Source organism: Kitasatospora sp. NPDC090308 (assembly GCF_044769485.1).
In the GTDB taxonomy this organism is placed as follows: Bacteria; Actinomycetota; Actinomycetes; order Streptomycetales; family Streptomycetaceae; genus Kitasatospora; species Kitasatospora fiedleri.
This window is the reverse complement of the sequence record NZ_JBIVXY010000017.1, coordinates 71,433-87,719: the sequence shown is the minus strand read 5'-3', so window position 1 is coordinate 87,719 and position 16,287 is coordinate 71,433. Positions and strand designations below refer to the sequence as shown.

Genomic DNA, 16,287 nt, shown 5'->3' with positions numbered 1-16,287 from the left:
GCAACCGCGGGTCGGGGGTTCGCATGTCAGTCTCCGATCGCGTGTCGGTTTCGGTGCACCCGGACGTGCCGGACGCGGACTCCCGCCGGAAGGAAGCGGTGCGGACGCGGACGACGCCCCGGGTCAGGTCGGCAGGCCGCGGCGGACGGCCCGTCGGTCACGGCGGGCGGGGCGGGGGGACGGCCGTCGCCCGGGCTCTCGCTTCCTCCCGGCCCGGGCCCGTCCGGCTCGTTGCCCGGTGCCAGGTCCGGGGCCGGTGCCGAATCCGGCCCCGGCGCGGGTGCGGGTGCGGGGCACCTCGGTGCGGGCTCGGCCGCACCGGCTACAGGTCCGGGACCGGGACCGGCCTGGGGCCGGTCCGGGCCTCGGTGGTCGAAGCAGTCGTCCGGTCCGTGCGGAGGGGTGCTGCCGCCGTCGACCGCTTCTCCGCCGGGCCCTGCGGGTTCCGCGGACTGCGGGGCCGGTGCGTCGCGCAGCCGGGTGGTGCGCTCGCGGCGGACCACCCGGAGCAGGGCTTCCGGGGCGATGCCGGAGTTCAGTGATTCGTAGAGGAGTTGGGCCAGGGTGTAGCCGGGTTCCAGTTCCAGTGCTCTGGCCAGCACGATCCGTGCCGTGGCCGAGTCTCCGGCCAGCCAGGACGTCCAGGCCAGCAGGGTCATCGGCGGGACGGCGAGGTGTTCGAACGGGTCGACGCAGCGCTGGACCAGGAACCGCCACAACCGCTGGGCGGTGGCGAGTTCGTCCGGTTCGGCGTACTCGGCGGCGCGGTCCCGGCCGAGTTTGTCCTGCATGCCGATCAGCAGCCTGGCGGTGCGGGCGGCATCCAGCTCGCTTGCTCCGGCACAGAATTCGGCCATCGCCTCGGCGAGCACCCCGGCGGTGCGCTCGACGGCCGCGGCCCGGCCGCCGGGGCCGGCCAGTTCGCGGATGAAGGGCGGCCCGGCGTCCTCCAGGGCGCGGCGCTGCACCTCGGAGAGCGGTGGGCCGACCGGGGCCAGCCCCGCCACGATCGCCTTGCGGCTGCCCCGCGGGGCGAGGCCCGCGTAGGTGGCCGCCGCGGCGAGCGGGCTGGGCTGGTGGGCCGCCCGGACCGGAGTGCCGTCCGGCGGACAGCAGTCGACTCCGGTGCACAGGAAGGACCACCAGCGGCCGGCGGAGACGCACAGCGACTCCTTGACGACCACCCGTTCCTCCTGGAAGGCCCGGGCGAGCGCGTCGGCCAGCGGGCGGAGCCGAGTCAGCACGGCGTGCCCGCCGCCGCCGGACGCGCGGTCGTCCCCGGCGGGATCCCGGCACAGGTACAGCAGGACTTGGACGGGGCGGTGGGCTCGCTGCTCGGACAGCTCGACCAGCAGCCGGGCGGATTCCGCCGCGGTGCGCTCCCAGCAGGCCGGGTCCTCCGGGATGTCGATCCGGATCACGCCGCCCTGGTCGAGCGCGGTGCCCTGCAGACCCACCGCGACGATGCTGTCGTCGGGGAAGAAGCCCAGCAGGTACGGGAGCATCTCCGCCATGTCGGCGGGGCCGCGCAGCCGGACCGGGAGGTGGCCGGGGCGCGGGACGGGGGTGGTGGTGCGGTCGTCTGCGGTCATGGCGGAAAGCTTGGACCGGATCGCGGTCGGCTGCGGACAATTCGCCCCAGCCTGTGGATAAGTCGGGGGGTTCAGCATCTCTGCCCCCTGAATCACCCGGATTTTCGGTGATTACGGCGATTTCACAGCAGCTCAACCGATGAACGCCACTCTGTCCACAGCCCGGCATTCGCGGTCCGTCCGTGCCGCACGGTATCCATGACCTCATGCAGACGCGCGAACTCCCCCCGACCACCCCCGCCGACCGCGACGCCGTCCGGGCCGCCGCGGAAGCCGTGCTGCGCGACCTCGCCGGCCCGGGCGCGGCCCTGCGCGAGGACCAGTGGAAGGCCATCGAGGCGCTGGTGGTGGACAGTCGGCGCGCCCTGGTCGTCCAGCGCACCGGCTGGGGCAAGTCCGCCGTCTACTTCATCGCCACGGCGCTGCTCCGCGAACGCGGCGCCGGACCGACGGTGATCGTCTCCCCGCTCCTCGCCCTGATGCGCAACCAGGTCGACTCGGCCGCCCGGGCGGGCATCCGCGCCCGGACGATCAACTCGGCCAACCCGGAGGAGTGGTCGGAGATCCAGCAGGAGGTCGCCGACGGCCAGGTCGACGTCCTCCTGGTCAGCCCGGAGCGGCTGAACAACCCCGACTTCCGGGACCACGTGCTGCCCAAGCTCGCCGCCTCCACCGGCCTGCTGGTGGTGGACGAGGCCCACTGCATCTCCGACTGGGGCCACGACTTCCGGCCCGACTACCGGCGGCTGCGCACCATGCTCGCCGAGCTCTCCCCCGGCGTCCCGGTGCTGGCGACCACGGCGACCGCGAACGCCCGGGTCACCGCGGACGTCGCGGAGCAGCTCGGCACCGGGGCCGGTGACGAGCAGGCGCTGGTGCTGCGCGGGCCGCTGGACCGGGAGAGCCTCAGCCTGGCGGTGCTGGCGCTGCCCGACCCGGCGCACCGGCTGGCCTGGCTGGCCGACCACCTGCCCGACCTCCCCGGCTCCGGCATCGTGTACACCCTCACGGTGGCCGCCGCCGAGGAGGTCACCGAGTTCCTGCGCGGGCGCGGGTACCAGGTCGCCTCCTACTCCGGGCGGACCGAGGACGCGGAGCGCCGCGAGGCCGAGGCGGCGCTGCTGGACAACCGGGTCAAGGCGCTGGTCGCCACCTCCGCGCTCGGCATGGGCTTCGACAAGCCGGACCTGGGCTTCGTGGTGCACCTCGGGTCGCCGAGCTCCCCGATCGCCTACTACCAGCAGGTCGGCCGGGCCGGCCGCGGCGTGGACCGGGCCGAGGTGCTGCTGCTCCCCGGCCGGGAGGACGAGGCGATCTGGCGGTACTTCGCCTCGATCGGCTTCCCCCCCGAGGAGCAGGTCCGCCGCACGCTGGACGCGCTGTCCGAGGCGGGCCGCCCGCTCTCCACCGCCGCGCTGGAGACCTCGGTCGACCTCCGCCGCACCAGGCTGGAGACGATGCTCAAGGTGCTCGACGTGGACGGCGCGGTCCGCCGGGTGCGCGGCGGCTGGGAGGCCACCGGGCAGGCGTGGCAGTACGACGCCGCGCGGTACGCCAAGGTCGCCCGGGCCCGCGAGGCCGAACAGCAGGCGATGCGCGAGTACGTGGCCACCGAGGGCTGCCGGATGGAGTTCCTGCGCCGCCAGCTCGACGACCCCGAGGCGGCCCCGTGCGGCCGGTGCGACCGCTGCACCCCGGCCCGGCACTCCGCCGAGGTCTCCACCGGGGCGCTGGACGCGGCCCGGGCCGCCCTCGGCCGCCCCGGTGTCTCCTTCGAGACCCGGCGGATGTGGCCCACCGGCATGGAGTCCCTCGGCATCCCGCTGAAGGGCCGGATCCCGGCGACCCAGCAGGCCGAGCCGGGGCGCGCCCTGGGCCGGCTGTCCGACATCGGCTGGGGCGGCCGGCTGCGCTCGCTGCTGGACGAGCGCTCCCCGGACGGGCCGCTGCCGCGCGAGGTGCTGGACGCGATGGTCGGGGTGGTCGCGGACTGGGCCAGGGGCCCCGGCGGCTGGGCCGGGCCGGCCGGTCCGGACGGCCGGCAGCTCGCCCGTCCGGTCGGGGTGGTCGCGCTCGACTCGTCCACCCGTCCCCGGCTGGTGTCCGACCTGGCCGGCGGCCTGGCCTCGATCGGGCGGATGCCGCTGCTCGGGCGGGTCGAGTACGCCACCGGGGAGCCGCCGCACGGCCCGCGCAGCAACAGCGCCCAGCGGCTGCGCTCGGTCGCCGGTGCGCTCACCCTCGCGCCGGGCCTGGCCGACGCGCTGGCCGCCGCGCCGGGCCCGGTCCTGCTGGTCGACGACCTGGTGGACTCGGGCTGGACGCTGACGGTGGCCGCCCGGCTGCTCCGCCAGGCCGGTGCCACCGCGGTGCTCCCGCTCGTCCTCGCCGTCCGGGGGTGAGGCCGGGCTCCGCGACCGTCCCGGGGCCGCCGGCGGCCGGAAGGCGTGCGCGCCTGCGGCCGGGCGGGGCGGTGCGCCCGGCCGCGGGGAGCGGCGTACACCGGAACGTTTCGGGCCGTACACCCTGCGCTCACCGGAAGGTCAGCCGAATGGCCCCGTCGGGGGCGTGGAACATACCCGGCAGAAGCGCGGATTTCGGGCTGCGATCGTCATTTCATCATTGCCGCTCGGACTGCTCTCGCCCGAGAATTGGAAGGTATCCAGTACCCGGTCCTCCGGACCCGGTCTTCGGCGTACGCTCGCGCGCTCCAGGGGCGCGGGCTCGGGAAGGAGGATCGTGATCAACGGCATCGACCGAGGTCCTTCCCACCACGACAGCCACCGGACCATCAGCCTGCCGGAGTGGAAGAGCTACGGCGTGCCGCTCCTGCGGGCCCCACGGGAGTTCGTCACCGAGCTGCACCGGCGGCACCTCCCGCAGCCGGGCACCACGGTGGTCGCGGTGCTGAGCGCCGAGAACCGGGTGACTGCCTCCGCCTCGTTCGGCGTCCGACCGCAGTTCAGCGACGGGTGGGACCACCGCAACGCGCTGCTCGGCCATCTCCGCCGGGTCACCCCGCACGACCTGAAGCGGTCCAGCCCCAGCCGGACGGCCGTCCTGCTGCGCTGCCGCGAAGGCGGCCCGGACTGGACCGAGCAGGACGGCGCCTGGATGTGGGCGCTGCGCGCCGCCGCCGAACTGCACGGGCTGCGCTGCGGCTCGTACCTGACGCTCACTCCGGCCGGCTGGCAGTCGCTCGGCGACGGCCGGCGCGGACGCAACCCGCACTCCGGGTCGTGGGCGCGCGGCCCGGTCCACACCGTCACCGAACTGCCGCCGCGCGTCCCGCTCGGGGTGCCCGCCGCGCCGCCCGAGCCACCGCTCCCCCAGCAGCCGCCGATCGCCCCGGTCACCTCGCTGAGCGCGATCCGCGCGCTGGAGGAGTCCCACGACGGCCGGAGCGCCCGCCGCACCGCCGCCCGCTGAGCGGACGGCGCGCGCCGAGCGCGGGGAACCCAAACGCCGACCAAGGGTCGACGAACCGGCCCGCCTGCCCGTCCACCGCCGCCCCGCCGGGCCCGCCCGCCGTGCCGGAGGACGGCACCACGGACGAACACCGCCGGACGGGCAGCGCAGAACGAACAGGCAAGGCAGACAGGACAGACGGGACAGACAGGACGGGACGGAACGAGGCGGAAGGGACGGAGCGGTGCTCAGGCGAACAGCGGGGCGACGGTGTCCGTCTCGCCGCAGACCACCAGGAGCTTCGCGGCCCGCTCCAGCGCCTTGCGCGCCGCAGCGGCCACCCGCTCCGAGCGGCCCTCGTTGACCACCAGCACCACCACGTCCCGGCGGAGCGGGCGCGTCGTGGCGGCGTCGGCGTAGAACACGTCGCCGCCGTCGGCGAGCTGCGCCCAGTAGCGCTCCTCGCCGAAGCTGAGCTCGTGCTCCTGCCAGGGGTGCGCCTCGCCGACCGTCAGGACCAGCACGTCGCCGGGGCGGCGGCCGGACTCCAGCAGGGCGTCGACGGCCTCGTCGGCACGGTCGATCGCCTCGGCTGCGGCGGCGGGCAGGAGTTGGACGTCCGGCCGACCGGGGCGCGGCGCGGAGCCGGGCCTGGGACGGGCCGGGGGCCGCGGGCCGGGGACCGGACGGTCGGCACGGGGCGGGGCGGGGCGCGGCGGACCGGGGCGGGGGCCCGGGACCGGAGCGGCGACGGCGGTGGAGGAAGGCATACGGGGGGCAGGTGCGTCCGACTTGTGGGGAAGGGGAACGCCGGGGCCCGGGATCGTCTCGTGAATCTCCGGCTCCTCGGGGAAGACAGGCATACCCGGATTCCTATCAAATGCCGGTCGGATGCGCACGGGCACCCCACCACTTGGAAGTGTGGCGCACTGTGCGCGCACCGGCGGCAACGCTCGGATGACCGGTGGATGAACCCTGACGAACCGTCAGGAAACAGGACCGCCGGGCTCCGGAGAACGGCTGTCGACCCGCTCCGAACGTCGGGGGAAATTCCGGAGAACCTGGCTCAGAAACCAAGCGAGAGCTGCTCGCCGGCGTCGACCGGGACGCGCTGCCGCTTGAGGTGGCTCCAGCGCGGCAGCCCGTCCAGGTAGGCCCAGGACAGGCGGTGGTGCTCGGTGGGGCCGAGCTCCTCCAGTGCGGCCCGGTGGGTGGGCGACGGGTAGCCGGCGTTCTCCCCGAAGGCGAACCGCGGGTGGTCCGTGCCGATTTCGGCCATCAGCGCGTCCCGCCGGACCTTCGCCAGCACCGAGGCGGCGGACACGCAGACGCAGGACTGGTCGCCCTTGATCACCGTGCGGACCTTCCAGGGGCCGCCCAGGTAGTCGTGCTTGCCGTCCAGGATCACCGCGTCGGGCCGCACCGGGAGCTCCTCCAGGGCGCGGACGGCGGCCAGTCGGAGCGCGGCCGTCATCCCGAGGTCGTCGCACTCCCGGGCCGAGGCGGACCCGATCGCGTACGCCGTCACCCACTCCTCCAGGAGCGGGGCGAGCGCGACCCGGCGCCGCTCGGTCAGCAGCTTGGAGTCGGTCAGCCCCTCGGGCGGGCGGCGCAGCCCGGTGACGGCCGCGCCGACCATGACCGGACCGGCCCAGGCGCCCCGGCCGACCTCGTCCAGCCCGACCACCACACGGGCGCCGGCCTGGCGCAGGGAGCGCTCGACCGCGTGGGTCGGGGGGTCGTACGGCATCGGGGTTCCGTTCACTGGAGCGGGGCGGACCGGACGGGACCGGGGCGGGGCGCGCCGGTGCTCCCCGCCCCATCAGCGTACGCCGCCGCGCCGACGCCCCCGCCGCTCCGGCCGGACCGTCGGCAGCAGGACCTGCTCCAGCAGCTCGACGCCGAACGCCCCGCCGACCGCGCCGCCGCAGAGCTCGGCCCGGTGGAGCAACACCGCCGGGAGCACGTCGGCGACCGCGGGCACCACCGCGCCCCGGCGGACGTCGCCGCGGGCCGCGCCCCGGCGGAGGATGCCGAGGGTCACCCCGGTGGTCGGCGCGATCACCCGGTCCTGCGGGAAGTCCTTGGAGGAGTCGGCGCGCTCCTGGTCGAGTTCGCCCGTCAGGGTGCGGATGGCGGCGCCGATCGGCGAGCCCGTCGCTCCGGCGCGGGTCTCGGTGGCGTGCCACGACTCGGCCCGGACGGAGCCGAGGTCGGGAACCTCGGTGACGGGTGGCAGCGCCCGCACGGCCGCCGGGGCGGCCCCGGCCACGGACACGGAGTCGTGGCCCGAGTCGCCCCGGCGGTCCCTCGGCGTTCTCGACGGACCAGGAGGTCAGTAGGTGCCGTAGAGCGAGTACACGAGGTTGTCCTTCACGGCGGTGCCGAAGGCGGCCGGGAAGGTCCCGAACGGGACGGACGTGCTGCTGTAGGCGCCCGAGCCGGCCGGGCCCGAGCTGTAGTGCATGTTGTTGACGGTGGAGCTGGTTCCGTTGGAGTTGTAGACCACCCAGTAGGTGGTGTTGGCCGCCAGGGTGTAGGTGATCGGCGCGCTGTTCCAGGCGTTGGCGCTCAGCGTGCCGACCGAGCTGGTGGCCAGCAGGGCGTCGGGCGAGCCGGCGTTGTCGCTGTAGACGGCGATCTGGAACTGGTTGTTGGGCGCCGCGCTGATCTGCCCGGTGTGCACGTTGAGCGAGGTCAGCGCGATGGCGGAGGCCCCCGTCGTGATCTTGGAGCCGTTGAGGTGGTTGGAGTCGGTGTCGTCGAGCAGGGTGCCGACCGCGCTGTTGCCGATGGTCTGCGGCGGCGCGCCGGCGGTGGTGAAGGCCGCGGTGTAGGCCGCGGTCTGGGTGTTGCCCGCCAGGTCCTTCACGTTGGCGACGCTCAGCGTGTAGCCGGTGCTGAGCGAGAGCGCGGCGCTCGGGGTGAAGGTGACGGTGTTGGTGGCCGCGTCCAGGGCGACGGCGCCGGGCACCGCGACGGAGCCCGCGGTGGTCTTCAGCGTGACGTTGGTGCCGTTGACGGTGCTCGCCTGGACGGGCTCGCTGAAGGAGGCCCTGACCGGGGCGGTGGCCGAGACGCCGGTGGCGCCGTTGGCCGGCACCGAGCCGGTGACGGTCGGCGCGGTGGTGTCCATGCCGTAGGTCGCCGTGTAGGAGCCGACGTTGCCGTCGAAGAAGGCGTAGGAGATGCCGTGGATGGTCTCGATGCGGTAGCTGACGTTGGTGGTGCCCTGCTTGACGCCGGTGAGCGTGCCGACCGACGAGTTGACCGGGACCATGGCGCGCAGGCCGTTGGCGCCGCCGGTGATGCTGAAGCTCAGCGTGTTGCTGGTCCAGGCCATCCCGGAGAAGGCGGAGCCGTTGCGGGCGTCCAGCCAGGTCAGCAGCTGGCGGCCGGAGACCACCGGGGTGCCGTGCGCCTTGGCCGAGGCGATGACCTGGTCGGAGGCGGTGGAGGCGGCGTAGTCGGTGTGGATGTTGGCGGTCAGGACGGTGTAGTAGCCCTTGGAGTTGTAGGCGTTGTCCAGCAGCGTGTTGACGGTGCCCGGCATGGACTGCCCGGACTCGTCGGTGAGTTCGGTGGTGGCCTGGTACTCGTTGATGGTGCTGCCGTCGCTGTCCGCGTACTTCATCGGCAGGCCGGTGCCGTTGAAGTAGCCGGGCCGGTCCTGCACGAAGCTGGCCGGGTAGTAGTAGTAATCGGTGTCCAGCCGGATGCCGTTGGCGAGCTTGGTCTTGGCCTGGGTCGCCCAGTCGTCCCACTCGACGCAGTGGGTCCGGGTGCTGTCCGGGTTGGGCAGCGAGGGGTACTTGGCCCGCCAGGCGCCGATCTGGGTGGTGTAGATGTTCTGCAGGTCGGCCGGGGTGCCCCACGGGGTGCAGTTGGTGGTGACGTGCACCCCGATCTCGAAGCCCTGGTCGGAGTAGGCCTTGGCCTGGGCGTCGGTGATCGGGTCGTCGGTGTAGATGTACGACGAGGCGCGCACGCACTCCCAGTTGGCCACGTTGCAGCCGACCGGGCTCTGCGCGACGTAGCCGTCGAAGCGGCCGGCGGTGCCGCCGATGCCGTGGTCGTCGCCGGTCATCACCACGACGGCCTTGGCGTCCCGCGGGAAGTACCAGAACTTCGGCAGCGGCTTCTTGGCCGCGTCCATGGTGGTGATCAGGTTGGCGAGCAGCCGCTGCTGCTCGTCGGCGACCGGGATCTGCGCCTTGTCGAGGTTGTTCCAGTTGAGCTGTCCGCCGGTGCCGAAGAACATCTCGCTGGCCTGGATGCCGTCCACGTTGTCGCGCTGCTGGCCGCCCCAGGCGGCGTTGCCCTGCCGGGTCTGCACGACGGACTTGGCGAGGTCGTAGGTGAACGCGGCGGCCTGGCCGGTGCCGACGGTGCGCAGCGTGACGGCCGGGTTGGTGGTGGCCACCGCGGTGTCGCTGTACAGGGTGGCGACGGCGGTGGCGCCGTTGAGCGCGTACTTGTCGGCGGTGCCGTGGAAGCCGATGGTGTCGGAGGTCAGCCCGGCGCCGGGCGCCGCGGTGGTGTTGATCTTCAGGTAGCTGTCGGCCAGCGTGTCGGTGGTCGCGGTGAGGCCGAGCAGCCCGGCGAGCTGCTTGTCGGGCCGCATCGCCACCAGCCGTCCGCCGGTGTTCACCCAGCTGGTGAACATGGTGGTCTGGGCGGCCGTCAGCTGGTGCTCCGCCAGCAGCACCACGTCGTACGAGTTGAGCAGGGTGGAGGTGACGGTGCTCAGGTCGGCGGTCTTGTAGTAGTTCAGGCCCTCGGACTTGAGGATCTCGCCGTAGTACGTGGTGTACGGGTTGGCGGAATCGGTGACCAGCAGGATCGGGCCCTCGTTGCCGGGTCCGCTGCCGGGGGTGCCGGTGCCGCCGCCGGAGGGCGTGTAGGTGGCGTAGATGGAGTAGTTCAGCGTGCCGGTGGAGACGGCGCCGAAGCTGCTGGGCCAGGTGCCGAAGGCGGTGCCGCCGGTGGAGTAGCCGCTCTGGCCGCCGGTGGAGTAGTTCAGGTTGTTGACCGCCGCGGAGACGCCGTTGGAGTTGTACGCCAGCCAGTACGGCGTGTTCGGCGCGAGCGTCGCGGCGACCGGCAGGGTGTTCCAGGCGTGCGCGGTGAGCGTGCCGGAGGCGGAGGACCCGAGCAGCGGTCCGGGCTTGCCGGCGACGTCGCCGTACACCGCCACCTGGTACTGGTCGTTGGGCGTGGCGCCGACGGCGCCGACGTACACGCTGACGCTGCTGACGGTGCCGCCGCCGGCGCCCGTCACGAAGCGGGAGGTGTTGATGTAGTTGGAGTCGCCGGAGTCGGTGGCGGTGCCGACGGTGTTGTTGCCGAGAACGGCGGTGGTGTCCGCGCGTGCCGCGGGCGCCACCATCAGTCCGCTGGCTGCGAGCAGGCCCACGAGCAGCCCGGCGATTCGTTTTCTGATCCTCACGCCAACCCCCCAAGGTCGGATGACCGGATGAACGGCAGAAGTGCCGTCCTCCGTCCTACCGGCTCCGCACCCGGCGCGTCCGCAGAACCCTCACATCACAGCCACGAGTTCCGGCCATCCGACGGCCCGACCCTCCGCATCCGACCGGTCCGTCCGCGCACCTTCCGCCGCGACGGCACGGACGGCGACACGGACGGCGGGACAGGCGACGGGACAGGCGGCGGCCCGGGAAGCGGCACCGGCGGCGGCCCGAGGGGACACCCGGGGAGACGGCGGCGGGCCCCCGGCGTACCCGGGAGCCCGCTCCGTCCGTTCAACACTTGTCCGCACCCGGGCGGCTCAGCCCTTGACCGACCCCGCCAGCAGACCGCGGACGAAGTACCGCTGGAGGGCGAAGAACACCGCCAGCGGGACGAGCATCGACAGGAAGGCGCCCGCGCTGAGCAGCTCCCAGCGGCTGCCGTTGGAGCCGGAGAGCTGGGCCAGCCGGGAGGTGATCGGCGCGACGGTCGGGTTGCCGCCGGCGAAGGTGAGCGCCACCAGCAGGTCGTTCCACACCCACAGGAACTGGAAGATGGTGAACGAGGCCAGCGCCGGGGCGCTCAGCGGCAGCACGATCGACCGGAAGATCTTGAAGTGCGAGGCCCCGTCCACCACCGCCGCCTCCATCAGGTCGCGCGGCAGCTGGGCGATGAAGTTGTGCAGCAGGAAGATCGCCAGCGGCAGCGCGAACATGGTGTGCGTCAGCCAGACCGGCAGGTAGCTGTCCTTCAGGTTGAGCGCCGGGATGATCGTCACCGACCCGAGGTGCGCGCCGCCGGAGAACAGCCGCAGCAGCGGGATCAGCGACATCTGCAGCGGCACCACCTGGAGCGCGAAGACCACGAAGAAGAGCGTGTCGCTGCCCTTGAACCGCACCCAGGCCAGCACGTACGCGGCCATCGCGGCCAGCACCAGCGGGAAGACCGTGGCCGGGACGGCGATCGCCACCGAGTTGACCAGGTACGGCATCAGGCCGCCGGAGGTGCCGAAGGAGTTGTCGAACAGCACCGAGCGGTAGTTCTCCAGCCCGAAGTCGGGGTGGACGAACGCCTCCCACCAGCCGCTGGAGGCGACGTCACCCTTGGGCCGCAGCGAGGTGACCAGCAGGCCGATGGTCGGGACGGTCCACAGCACCGTGACGGCGATCACCAGGGCGCTGGCCAGCGGGGAGCTGAACGCCCGGCGGACGGCCTTGGCCGGCGGCAGGTCGGGCCGGGCCGCCTTGGCCGCGGCGGCCCGCGCGGCGGTCCCGGAGTCGGTGCCGACACCGGCAGCAGTACCGGCACCGGCACCGGTGGCGGCGCCGGGCTCGGGCTCGGGCCCGGAGGCCGTGTCGAGGGCGGGCTTGGCGCTCATCGGGTCGCACGCTCCTTGCGCAGCAGGGCGATGTTGTAGACCACCAGGGGGGCCACCGCGAGGAAGAGGATCACCGCGAGGGCGCTGCCACGGCCGTAGTTGTACTGCTCGAAGCTCTGCGAGTACATCTCGTTGGCCAGCACCTGGGTGCCGAAGTTGCCGCCTGTCATGGTGCGGACGATGTCGAAGGCCTTCAGCGTGATGATCATGATGGTGGTGAGCACCACCACCAGGGTGGTGCGGATCATCGGCACGGTGACGTGCAGGAACAGCCGCAGGCCGGTGGCGCCGTCGAGCCGGGCGGCCTCGGTGATCTCGTCCGGGATGGCCTTGATCGCGGCGGACAGCACCACCATGGCGAAACCGGTCTGCACCCAGACCATGGCGGACATCAGCAGGAAGTTGTTCAGCGGCTGGGACAGGATCCAGTTCGGCGGGTCGTCCCAGCCGACCGCGACGGCGAGTTGGCTGAGCAGGCCGACCTGGTTCTGCCCGTTGCCGCGCGACTCGTACAGCAGCTTGAAGATCAGCGAGGCGGCCACCAGCGAGACCGCCATCGGCATGAAGATCAGCGACTTGTAGACCGCCTGGCCGCGCATCCGGTCGACCAGCAGGGCCAGCAGCAGGCCGAGCCCGGTGGCCGCGATCGGGGCGACCACCAGCCAGAGCAGGGTGTTCAGCAGCACGTCGTGGATCTGCGAACTGGTCGCCGCCCAGCCGTAGTTCTTCCCGCCGACGAACTTCGCGGAGTCGGCGTCGTAGAAGCTCAGGTAGACGGTGCGCAGCAGCGGCACCACCAGTCCGACGAGCAGCAGGACGGCCGCCGGGCCGAGCATCAGGGCGACCGCCAGCGGCCGGGAGAAGCGTCCGGTGGCGCGGCCGGCCGCGAAGAACACGGCGAGCAGCACGCCGAGGAAGCCCAGCACGGCGCCCCCGGTGTTGCCGAACTTGATCGCCGCGTCCTGCCACAGCGAGTCGGCGAGGTGGAGCGCCGGCCCGGCGAGCCGGGGGTCGGTGGGCATGCGGAGGGTCCTTCCTCGGGGCACGGGAAGGGCAGCGCGGGCCGGCCCGCGCTGCCCGTTGGCGTCCGGTTACTGCGGCCAGGCCGCGTCGATGTCGCCCGCCGTCTTCTGGATGGACTGGCCCTCGGCGAACCAGGCGGTCAGCGCCTTCCACTCGGCGCCCGCGCCGACGGCGGCGGGCATCAGGTCGGAGGCGTCGAACCGGAAGGTGGCCGCGGGGTCGGTGAGCGACGCGGCGGAGAGCTGGTCGATCGGGTCGGTGTACAGGCTCTTGTCCACGCCCTGGTTGGCGGAGACCCAGCCCGGGGAGACCTTGACCCGGCTGCTGGCCCACTCGGAGGTGGACAGGTAGTTCTGCACGGCCTGCACCTCGGGCCGGTCGGAGAACGCGGCCAGGAACTCGCCGCCGCCCTCGACCGGGCTGGTGACCTGCGGGTTCACCGCGGGCAGCGGGAAGGCGAAGACGTCGCCGTCCGGCCCGACCTTGGTGCCCTTGGGCCACTGCGCGCTGTAGAAGGACGCCTGCTGGAGCATCGCGCACTTGTTGCTGAGGATCGGGGTGCCGGCGTCCTGGAAGGTGGTGGTGGCGATCGTCTTGACGTCACCGAAGCCGCCGTTGATCCAGGCCGGGTTCTGCATCCAGCCGGCGACGGTCTGCATCGCGGTGGTGATCTTCTCGTCGGAGAACTTCACCTGGTGGCTGATCCACTGGTCGTAGACGTCGCCGCCGTACGAGCCGAGGACGATCTCCTCCAGCCAGTCGGTGGCCGGCCAGCCGGTGGCGGTGCCGGAGCCGATGCCGCCGCACCAGGGCTTGGTCTCGCCGCCGGCCCGGGCGATCTTGTCGCTGAGCGCGATCAGGTCGGCCCAGGTCTTCGGGACCTCGTACCCGGCGGCCTTGAACGCCTTGGGCGAGTACCAGACCAGCGACTTCATGTTGGCGCTCATCGGCGCCGCGTAGAAGGTGCCGTTGACCGAGCCGTACTGCTTCCAGACCGGCGACCACTTGTTCTCGTTCTCGACGGTCTGCTGCGGCGGCTTGACCACCTTGCCGCTCTTGACCATCTGGGCGAGCAGGCCGGGCTGCGGGATGATCGCCAGGTCGGGGGCGTTGCCGCCGGCCACCCGGACCGGGAGCTGCGACTCGAAGTCGTTGGAGCCCTCGTAGACGATCTTGATGCCGGTACAGGTGCTGAACTCGGCCCAGGACTTCTCCAGCGAGTCCGACTCCGGCGAGAGGATCGAGGCGTACATCGACACCTTGGTGCCGGAGTGGCCCGCGTACGCCTGGTACTTGGCGCAGTCACCCGCCAGCGCGGAGGCGGAGCCACCCCCTCCTCCGCCGCCACCGCCGTCGGAGGAGCTGTTCGAGCAGGCGGCGGTCAGGGCCAGTGCCAGGACGGCCGGTACGGCGAGCAGCCGACGGCGTCCAGTGGTCACGGGGGTGGTCAATGCGGTCCTCCTTGCCAGGGCATGGACATGCCAGCCGTCAGACAGAACAACACTGCGCTGTACCGGAGATGTGGATCTGTACCCAGCGGTCGCTGGCTCAAAGACGTTAACCCACCGGTACTTCCACGCCAAGGAGTGCGTTCGACCTTCATCGGGCAGCGCCCCAGTTGTAACCGCACCGTGTTAAGAGGCCGCCCGCGCGCCGCTCACCAGCGCGGCTTCCGTCCCGCGCTCCAGATCGGCCAGGTCGACGCCCTGCTCGCGGAGCACCCGGACGGCCACCCCGCCGCCCTCCCGCAGCAGGCCGAGCAGCAGGTGGCCGGTCTCGATCCGGCGGGCGCGCTGCCCGGTGGCGGCGCGCAGCGCCAGCGCCATCACCTGCCGCCCCCGGTCGGTGAACCGGGGGCCGCCCCGGCGGGGGCGGCGGGCCGGCGGCGGGGCGTCCAGCGCGCCCGCCCCGAAGTCAGACTCGACGGCCTCGCGGACCGCCGCCAGGTCGATGCCGATCGCGGCCAGCGCGGCGGCGTCCCGCTCCGGGCCGGAGCCGCCCAGGGCGCGGAGCACCGCGCGCCGCCCGCCCTCCAGGTCGAGGCCGAAGCCGCCGAGCACCCGGGCGGCCGGGTCCTGCGGCTGGGCGAGCAGGCCGAGCAGCAGGTGCTCGGTGCCCAGGTGGTCGTGGTGCATCCGGCGGGCCTCCTGGGCGGCCAGTTCCACCGCCCGGCGGGCCTCCGCCGCGAACCGTTCGAACATGTCAGTCCCCTCCCTGTCCGGCCGCCCGTCGGGCGTGCTTCTTGTGGACGGCCTGCCGGGTGACGCCCAGGCAGACCGCGATCTCGTGCCAGGACCAGCCCCGGCTGCGGGCGTTGCCGACCTGGAGGTCCTCCAGCCGGTCGGCCAGGTCCCGCAGGGCCCGGACGGCGCGCAGGCCGGCCGCCGGGTCACTGCTGCTCGCGTCGGCCGCGAGCCGTGTCGTCTCGCTCATGACGTCAACATAGGTTGACACCGGGGGGTGCGTCAACCCCGATTGACACGCGGCGCGGCCGGATCAGGCCGGGTACCGCTCCGCCAGGAACTCCGCGAAGGTGATCCGGCCAGCCTCCCCACCCACCGCTGCACGGCCCGCAGCCTGACCCACCGCACCATCCGCCGGCCGGCCCGCCGGACGCCCCGGCACCAGGTTCCCGCCCGCCCGCAGCGCCCGCACCGTCCCGCCCGGCACCGGCACCCGCAGCACCGGCCGCCGCCGCCCCCGGGCCCGCAGGAACTCCGCCGCCCACGCCTCCACCGGACGCGCCTCGGGCCCGCCGAAGTCGTCCGCCCGCCCGGCCGGACCGGCCTCCGCGAGCTGCGCCAGCCGCTCCGCGACGTCCCGCACGTCCACCGGCTGGAACGCCACCCCGCGCGGCAGCAGCAGCACCGGGGCCTTCGACAGTCCCTCCAGCAGCCGCAGCAGCAGGTCGTGGAACCGGGTGGCCCGCAGCACCGTCCAGCCCAGGCCGGACTCCGCGACCAGCCGCTCGCACTCCGCCTTCGTCCGGTAGTGGCCGAGCGGCACCCGGTCCACCCCGACGATCGACACGTACAGCAGGTGCGACACCCCGGCGGCGCGGGCCGCCTCCACCAGGCGGCGGGTGGCCGCGACGTCCCGCCCGCCGTTGGTGGTCGCGCAGTGCACCACCGTCCCGACGCCGGCCAGTGCCGGCTCCAGCCCCCGGCCGGTCACCAGGTCGCCCACCGCCCAGCCGTGCTCCCCCGGCGTGTGCGCCTGCCGGCTGAGCACCCGCACCGGGCAGCCCCGCGACAGCAGCCGGCGCACCACCGCGCGCCCCAGGGTCCCCGTCCCGCCCGTCACGAGTATCGGCCGCATCGCGCTCACCCCTCAGCTCAGCCACTGCCCCCAGCCTGCCCGCGACCACCGCCTCCGGCAGCCCGGCCCACGCACCCGGGGGAACGCGGCACCCGCCGG

13 protein-coding genes are annotated in these 16,287 nt (G+C 73.4%); 2 read left to right on the top strand and 11 right to left on the bottom strand.

Annotated features, from left to right (window positions below):
* Window positions 1-26 precede the first annotated feature (26 nt).
* Window positions 27-1,592 (bottom strand): DUF4192 family protein, encoded by a 1,566-nt coding sequence (locus tag ACIQVD_RS29535; RefSeq protein WP_402292247.1) that lies wholly within the window; start codon window positions 1,590-1,592, stop codon window positions 27-29.
* Window positions 1,593-1,798: 206 nt separating this feature from the next.
* Here ACIQVD_RS29535 and ACIQVD_RS29530 point away from each other — a divergent pair, with 206 nt between their 5' ends.
* Together ACIQVD_RS29530 and ACIQVD_RS29525 are read left to right on the top strand one after the other, a co-directional pair.
* On the top strand, window positions 1,799-3,994 hold the full coding sequence (locus ACIQVD_RS29530; RefSeq protein ID WP_402292246.1) for a RecQ family ATP-dependent DNA helicase: 2,196 nt from the start codon (window positions 1,799-1,801) through the stop codon (window positions 3,992-3,994).
* 340 nt (window positions 3,995-4,334) lie between these two features.
* Entirely contained in the window at window positions 4,335-5,021 is a 687-nt protein-coding gene (locus tag ACIQVD_RS29525) for a hypothetical protein (RefSeq protein ID WP_400690513.1), read from the top strand.
* A gap of 227 nt (window positions 5,022-5,248) precedes the next feature.
* Here the strand turns inward: ACIQVD_RS29525 and ACIQVD_RS29520 are convergent, their stop codons facing one another.
* From ACIQVD_RS29520 to ACIQVD_RS29475, 10 genes are all read right to left on the bottom strand, one after another.
* Window positions 5,249-5,770, bottom strand: a complete 522-nt coding sequence (locus ACIQVD_RS29520; protein ID WP_402292245.1) for a hypothetical protein — start codon at window positions 5,768-5,770, stop codon at window positions 5,249-5,251.
* A 296-nt stretch (window positions 5,771-6,066) separates the two neighbouring features.
* Complete coding sequence (locus ACIQVD_RS29515; protein ID WP_400690393.1) at window positions 6,067-6,750, bottom strand: ribonuclease HII; 684 nt, start codon at window positions 6,748-6,750, stop codon at window positions 6,067-6,069.
* A gap of 72 nt (window positions 6,751-6,822) precedes the next feature.
* The gene (locus tag ACIQVD_RS29510; protein WP_402292244.1) at window positions 6,823-7,278 is read right to left on the bottom strand and encodes a TetR-like C-terminal domain-containing protein; all 456 of its coding nucleotides are present in this window, start codon (window positions 7,276-7,278) and stop codon (window positions 6,823-6,825) included.
* Between the two features lie 57 nt (window positions 7,279-7,335).
* Window positions 7,336-10,449 (bottom strand): Ig-like domain-containing protein, encoded by a 3,114-nt coding sequence (locus ACIQVD_RS29505; RefSeq protein WP_402292243.1) that lies wholly within the window; start codon window positions 10,447-10,449, stop codon window positions 7,336-7,338.
* 339 nt (window positions 10,450-10,788) lie between these two features.
* The gene (locus tag ACIQVD_RS29500; protein ID WP_400690383.1) at window positions 10,789-11,847 is read right to left on the bottom strand and encodes a carbohydrate ABC transporter permease; all 1,059 of its coding nucleotides are present in this window, start codon (window positions 11,845-11,847) and stop codon (window positions 10,789-10,791) included.
* Window positions 11,844-12,869, bottom strand: coding sequence for a carbohydrate ABC transporter permease (locus tag ACIQVD_RS29495; protein ID WP_100840390.1), 1,026 nt, complete (start codon window positions 12,867-12,869; stop codon window positions 11,844-11,846). The genes ACIQVD_RS29500 and ACIQVD_RS29495 overlap by 4 nt, the downstream gene beginning before the upstream one ends.
* A 69-nt stretch (window positions 12,870-12,938) precedes the next feature.
* The gene (locus tag ACIQVD_RS29490; protein WP_400690381.1) at window positions 12,939-14,321 is read right to left on the bottom strand and encodes an ABC transporter substrate-binding protein; all 1,383 of its coding nucleotides are present in this window, start codon (window positions 14,319-14,321) and stop codon (window positions 12,939-12,941) included.
* Between the two features lie 183 nt (window positions 14,322-14,504).
* Window positions 14,505-15,071, bottom strand: coding sequence for a Clp protease N-terminal domain-containing protein (locus tag ACIQVD_RS29485; RefSeq protein WP_400690378.1), 567 nt, complete (start codon window positions 15,069-15,071; stop codon window positions 14,505-14,507).
* A 1-nt stretch (window position 15,072) separates the two neighbouring features.
* Window positions 15,073-15,303 (bottom strand): RNA polymerase subunit sigma-70, encoded by a 231-nt coding sequence (locus ACIQVD_RS29480; RefSeq protein ID WP_100840393.1) that lies wholly within the window; start codon window positions 15,301-15,303, stop codon window positions 15,073-15,075.
* 63 nt (window positions 15,304-15,366) lie between these two features.
* Window positions 15,367-16,188 (bottom strand): SDR family oxidoreductase, encoded by an 822-nt coding sequence (locus tag ACIQVD_RS29475; RefSeq protein ID WP_402292240.1) that lies wholly within the window; start codon window positions 16,186-16,188, stop codon window positions 15,367-15,369.
* Between the last annotated feature and the right edge of the window lie 99 nt (window positions 16,189-16,287).